Source organism: Clostridium sp. (assembly GCF_026168755.1).
In the GTDB taxonomy this organism is placed as follows: Bacteria; Bacillota; Clostridia; order Clostridiales; family Clostridiaceae; genus Clostridium.
Genome location: NZ_JAPFDR010000082.1, coordinates 1 through 6,518, shown reverse-complemented (window position 1 = coordinate 6,518; position 6,518 = coordinate 1). Strand labels below are relative to the sequence as shown.

At 30.2% G+C, this 6,518-nt stretch carries 5 protein-coding genes; all 5 read left to right on the top strand.

Annotation, left to right across the window (positions count from 1 at the left end):
- The first annotated feature begins 271 nt into the window (after positions 1-271).
- The 5 genes from Q0Y03_RS14900 to Q0Y03_RS14880 all read left to right on the top strand — a co-directional run bounded on the left by Q0Y03_RS14900 (position 272) and on the right by Q0Y03_RS14880 (position 6,307).
- Positions 272-1,609, top strand: a complete 1,338-nt coding sequence (locus Q0Y03_RS14900) for a DUF512 domain-containing protein (protein ID WP_297714587.1) — start codon at positions 272-274, stop codon at positions 1,607-1,609.
- A complete protein-coding gene (der, locus tag Q0Y03_RS14895) occupies positions 1,609-2,928 on the top strand; it encodes a ribosome biogenesis GTPase Der (protein ID WP_297714586.1) in 1,320 nt (439 codons plus the stop codon). Before Q0Y03_RS14900 ends, der begins: the two co-directional genes overlap by 1 nt.
- A 2-nt stretch (positions 2,929-2,930) precedes the next feature.
- Complete coding sequence (locus tag Q0Y03_RS14890; RefSeq protein WP_297714585.1) at positions 2,931-3,923, top strand: NAD(P)H-dependent glycerol-3-phosphate dehydrogenase; 993 nt, start codon at positions 2,931-2,933, stop codon at positions 3,921-3,923.
- Between the two features lie 329 nt (positions 3,924-4,252).
- Positions 4,253-5,731, top strand: coding sequence for a stage IV sporulation protein A (gene spoIVA, locus Q0Y03_RS14885; RefSeq protein ID WP_297714584.1), 1,479 nt, complete (start codon positions 4,253-4,255; stop codon positions 5,729-5,731).
- A 171-nt stretch (positions 5,732-5,902) separates the two neighbouring features.
- Positions 5,903-6,307, top strand: coding sequence for a PBECR2 nuclease fold domain-containing protein (locus Q0Y03_RS14880; RefSeq protein WP_297714583.1), 405 nt, complete (start codon positions 5,903-5,905; stop codon positions 6,305-6,307).
- Positions 6,308-6,518 lie beyond the last annotated feature (211 nt).

The window sequence follows — 6,518 nt, the reverse complement described above, 5'->3', positions numbered from 1 at the left end:
TGAGACCTAAAAATTATACAGGTGTATATGGAAAAAAATACAAATAGTAAATAAGCATAGGACTATATGAACCTATGCTTATCAGAATATTCAAAAATTAATTCCCGAAGGGAGCGTGGCGAAAGCCACTTTTTTTATTTAATAATTTGAAAAAACATATTTATATATCTTCAAATTTAAATTTATCAATTAATTTAACTGTTAGTTGACTGAATAAAATTATTAGGTTAATATATCATAGAGATGATAGGTAATTATAGGAGTGGACATTATGAAGAATGTAATAACAAGTGTAATGCCTGATAGTATTGCTGAAGAGGTCGGCATTGAAGAAAATGATATTTTATTATCAGTAAATGGAGAAAAGATAGTTGATATTATAGACTACAGGTTTTTAACAAATGATGAAGAAATAGTATTAGAAATACAAAAACCGAATGGAGAGATTTGGGATTATGAAATAGAGAAAGACTATGGAGAAGAGTTAGGTCTTGAATTCGGTGGCGGTATTATGGATAAAGCAAAAAGATGTAGCAATAAATGTATGTTTTGCTTTATAGATCAAAATCCAAAAGGTATGAGAGAAAGTCTTTATTTTAAGGATGATGATTCACGTCTTTCGTTCCTTCAAGGCAATTTTGTTACTTTAACAAATATGAAGGATGAAGATATAGAAAGAATTATAAGATATAGAATAAGTCCTATAAATATTTCGGTACATACAACAAATCCAGATTTAAGAGTTAAAATGCTTGGAAATAGATTTGCAGGATCAGTGTATGACAGAATGAAGAAGCTTGCAGATGCAGGAATAAAAATGCATTGTCAAATAGTACTTATACCAGAAGTTAATAATGGAGAAGAGTTAAAAAGAACTATTACTGATTTATATGAGTTATACCCATCAGTTGCAAATATTGCAGTGGTACCAATTGGAGTTACTAAATATAGAGAAGGGTTAGTTAAAGTAAAAACATTTACTAAAGAATCAGCAAGAAAAGAGTTAGAAATGGTTATGGAATTCCAAAAGAGATTTATGGAAGAGATAAATGATCCATTTGTAAGATTTTCTGATGAGTTTTATTTAGTTTCAGGTATAGATGTACCAGAAGAAAGTTTTTATAATGGATATGAGCAAATAGAAGATGGAATTGGTATGATTAGATGTTTTAGAGAAGCCATAAACTATACTGCCCAAGATTTAAATAAAAATATAAAAGGAACTTTTTCAGTTCCAACTGGAAAGCTTGCTTTTGATGAAGTAAGTAATGGGATGAAGAAGTTAATGGAAGTTAACCCTAATATTAAAATAGATACATATAAAGTTATTAATCATTTCTTTGGAGAAACAATAACTGTTGCAGGTCTTCTTACAGGAACAGATATTATAGGACAATTAAAGGGGAAGATTAATAGCGAGTACTTAATTATGCCTAATAATATGTTTAGAAAAGGATACGAGCTAGGGCCAGCTGAATATATTATGTTAGATGATACAAAAATAGATGATATAGAAAGAGAATTGGGTGTTAAAGTTCTTGTATGCGATCATACAGGAGAAGATATAGTAAGCATAATAAATGATGCGTGTCAGGAGGAAGAAGAATAATGGCAAAACCAATAGTAGCTATAGTTGGAAGACCAAATGTAGGTAAGTCTACATTATTCAATAAATTAGCAGGAAAAAGAATTTCAATAGTTCAAGATACACCAGGTGTAACAAGAGATAGAGTATATGCAGAAGCTGAATGGCTAAATCATACTTTTACTATGATTGATACAGGTGGTATAGAACCAGAAAATCAAGATATAATAGTTAAACAAATGAGAAGACAAGCAAATATTGCTATAGAAACTGCTGACGTTATAATGTTTGTAGTTGATGGTAAGGAAGGTTTAACAGCAGCTGATAATGAAGTTGCTACAATGCTTAGAAAATCTAAAAAACCAGTTGTATTAGTTGTTAATAAAATTGATAACTTAAAGGATGAAGAAAATGCTTGGGAATTCTATAACTTAGGTATAGGGGATCCAGTTGCTATATCAGCAGGTCAAGGAAAAGGTCTTGGAGATATGCTTGATATGGTAGTATCTCACTTTAATTCTATTGGAAGCAAAGATGAAGAAGAGGATGACATAAAAATTGCTATGATAGGTAAACCTAATGTAGGTAAGTCATCATTAATAAATAGATTATTAGGTGAAGATAGATTAATAGTATCTGATATAGCTGGAACTACAAGAGATGCTATAGATAGTAAAATTGAAAATGAACTTGGAAAATTTACTTTAATTGATACTGCAGGTCTTAGAAGAAAGAGCAAGGTTAAGGAAGAAATTGAAAGATATTCAGTTATTAGAACACTTGCTGCAGTTGAAAGAGCTGATGTTTGTATATTAATGATAGATGCAACAGAAGGTGTAACAGAGCAAGATGAAAAGATTATAGGATTTGCTCATGAGTTAAATAAGGCTATAATGGTTATAGTTAATAAATGGGACCTTATTGAAAAAGATGATAAGACAATGGATAATTATAAGAAAGACTTACAAAGCAAGCTTAAGTTTATAAAGTATGCTAAGTTCTTATTTATATCAGCCTTAACAGGACAAAGGGCACATAAGGTTCTTGAAGTTGCTAAAGAGTGCTATGATAATTATGATAAGAGAGTTGGAACTGGTGTATTAAATGATGTTATTAGTAAAGCTATATTAATGAAAGAGCCACCAGTTGTAGCATTAAAGAGATTAAAGATATACTATGCTACTCAAGTAGCTACAAAGCCACCAAAGTTTGTATTCTTTGTTAATGATGTAAATGCAAGACATTTCTCATATGAAAGATATTTAGAAAATCAATTAAGAGATAATTTTGATTTCAGTGGAACTGGAATACAAATAGAATATAGGGAAAGAAAGGATAGTTAATTATGAGTAAAGTGACTTTTTTAGGCGGAGGAAGTTTCGGGATTTCTTTAGCTATTTTATTGGCAAACAAAGGAAATGTAGTAGCGGTATACGATAGAGATAACACTGTTGTAGAGGATATTAATATAAACAGACGAAATGATAAGTTTATTAAGGGATTAGATGTGCCTAAAAATGTTACGGCTTATAATACTTTGGAAGAAGCTATTATAGATAGTGATTATGTAGTATTAGCTGTTCCATCTCATGTAATAAGAAGTGCTTCTAGAAGTCTTAAAGGATTAATAGATGAAACTATACCTGTAATTTGCATTGCAAAGGGAATTGAAGAAGGTAGTAACAAAACATTAGTTGAAGTTATTGAAGAAGAGATTAAAAATCCTGTTGTAGTATTATCTGGACCAAGTCATGCAGAAGAAGTTGCATTTAATATTCCAACTACTGTACTTACTTCATCTAAGGATATGAAAGTAGCTGAAGAAGTTCAAGATTTGTTTATAACTAAAACATTTAGAGTATATACTAATGATGATTTAGTTGGAGTTGAAGTTGGAGGCGCTGTTAAGAACATTATAGCTCTTGCTGCTGGTGTGTGCGATGGGCTAGGATATGGAGATAATACAAAAGCAGCATTAATGACAAGAGGTATGGCTGAGATAGTAAGAATAGGCACTAAGCTTGGTGGAAGAATTGAAACATTCTTAGGCCTTACTGGTATGGGAGATTTAATAGTTACTTGTACTAGTGTGCATTCAAGAAACAGAAGAGCTGGTTACTTAATAGGAACTGGAAAAACTAGAGAAGAAGCAGTAGAAGAAGTAGGAATGGTTGTTGAAGGAATAAAAGCTTGTTATGCATTTTATAATTTAAAAGAAAAGTTAAAGGTTGAAATGCCAATAACAGATGCTCTTTATAAAGTTCTTTTTGAAGGTAAAGATGCAAAGAAAATGGTTGCTGAACTATTAGAAAGAGATAAAAAAGCTGAAAACTATTAGTAAAAAGGTGAAATTGCAATTTTGTGATTTCACCCTTTTTATTAGAATTTATCAGCTATAATGAGAGTTTTAATTATCCTTACTAGGGGATTAGGACAAGGATAAAAATAATATAAGTATTATGTAAAAATAAAATTTAAAAGTACATCATAAATATTTAGATTATAACATATTGTTAATTATATAGATACTTAAGAGGAAAGTTAACTTTAGTAAAAGGTCCTTAAAAATTTAAAAATTAATTTAGAATAATAAACTTAAAAAATAGTATACTTTTTTAAAGTTAGGAATATATATATAGTGTTAAAAATAAATAGGAGGGTGTACTTATGGGCGATTTCAACATATATAAGGATATTGCAGAAAGGACTCAAGGTGACATATACTTAGGTGTTGTTGGACCAGTAAGAACTGGAAAATCTACATTTATTAAAAAATTTATGGACCTTATGGTTATACCAAAGATTGATAATGCTTATAAAAAGGAAAGAGCTAAGGATGAATTACCACAAAGTGGGTCAGGAAAAACTATCCATACTACGGAACCTAAATTTGTTCCAAATGAAGCTGTAGAAATAACTATTGATGAGGATATTAAATTAAAGGTTAGACTAGTAGATTGTGTGGGGTATATAGTTAAAGGGGCTTTAGGATATTTAGAAGATGAAGAACCTAAAATGGTTAATACTCCATGGTATGAATATGAAATACCATTTGAAGATGCTGCTGAAATAGGGACAAGAAAGGTTATAACAGATCATTCAACTGTTGGACTTTTAGTAACTACTGATGGTAGTATTACAGGTATAGATAGAGAGGAATACTTAGAGGCTGAAGAAAGGGTAGTAGAAGAACTTAAAGCAATTAATAAACCTTTCATAGTTGTACTTAATACCAAAAACATAAACTCTCCTGAAACAGATGTACTAAAGAATGAACTAGAGAAAAAGTATGATGTAGAAGTTCAGGTTATGGATGTTTATAATATGACAGAAAAAGATATTGAGAATTTATTTAAGCATGTACTTAAGGAGTTCCCTGTAAAAGAAATAAATATAGACATGCCTATTTGGGTTGAAAACTTAGAGCCAGAACATTGGTTGAAAAAAGAATTTTTTAAGATTGTTAAGGGAATGTGTCAAAGTGTAGATAAAATAAGAGACATAAAACCAGCCTTTAGTGATGCCAAAGAAAATGAAAATTTAAGTGCATCAGATTTAAGTGAAATAAACCTTGGTGAAGGTACTGCAAGGATATTACTTAAACCAAGTGAAACTATTTTTTATAAAGTACTTAGTGAAAATTGTGATACTGAAATTGAAAGTGAGAGCGATTTAATAGCTCTTATGAAAGATTTAAATATAGCAAAACGTGAGTATGATAAAATTAAGGATGCTTTAGTTGATGTTAGGGAAACAGGATATGGCCTTGTTGCACCTCAATTAAGTGAGATGAAATTTGAAGAGCCTGAAATAGTTAAACAAGGAACTAAGTTTGGAGTTAAATTAAAGGCTAGTGCACCATCATTACATTTCATTAAAGCAGATATTAAAACTGAAATTAGTCCAATAATGGGATCAGAAAAGGAAAGTGAAGAGCTAGTTAATGCTCTTATGGATCAATTTGATAAAGACCCGGTATCATTATGGCAAAGTAATATGTTTGGTAAATCTTTAGAAGTGTTAGTTAAAGAGGGATTGCAAAATAAATTATATAAGATGCCAGAAGATGTTCAAGTGAAAATTCAAAAGACTCTTCAAAAGATTATTAACGAAGGAAATGGCGGTTTGATTTGTATAATTCTATAACATAAACATAGCCTACTACTAAGAATGATTAGTAGTAGGTTATTTTTTGTGTTATAAATAAGTTAAAAAACTAATTTTTTTCTTATTTTAGTGTAGACCACCTTATTGTTAGAATACAATATATTAAGCAGATAGTATTATGCTTAATATATTATAGTGAAGAGGGATAGTATGGAAAGCAGATTTTGTACCTATAAAAGAGTAGGGTATTTAAGACAAAAAGTAGCCAATGAGTTAGGTATAGAGTTTACTGGAGTAATATATGCATCCCCAGGAGTGCTTAAGCATATTATAAAGAGGCATGGTAGACAATTAGATAAAAGGACTAGAGATGGCATTCTTGAGTGGATGAAAAAAATATTAGAAGAACCTGATTATATTGGTATTTATAAAAATGAAGGGGGACAGACTGCTGTAGAATTTATTAAGAGAGTTTATACTAATTTGCTTTTAGGTGTGGAGGTAGATGAGGAAAAAGAGTATATATATGTAACAACAATGTACCCAATAACTGATAAGAAGATAGAAAACAGAATTTATAGTGGAAAGTTAATTGATTTTAAAGGAAGAAAATAATTTATTTGATATAATTTTTGTCAAAATGTATAATATGTAAATAGAATAATATTGCGCACCACGTGGAAGCGAAAAAATGAAATATTTATTTTCCGGGAACTGTGAAATTTTTGCCTAGAATTTATATCTTTGTTTCATTGAACTTGCTAAAGTTGTAAAAGTCGCTTACGCTTCAATACAACTTCTTTACGCAAGTTCAATTCCACAAAGA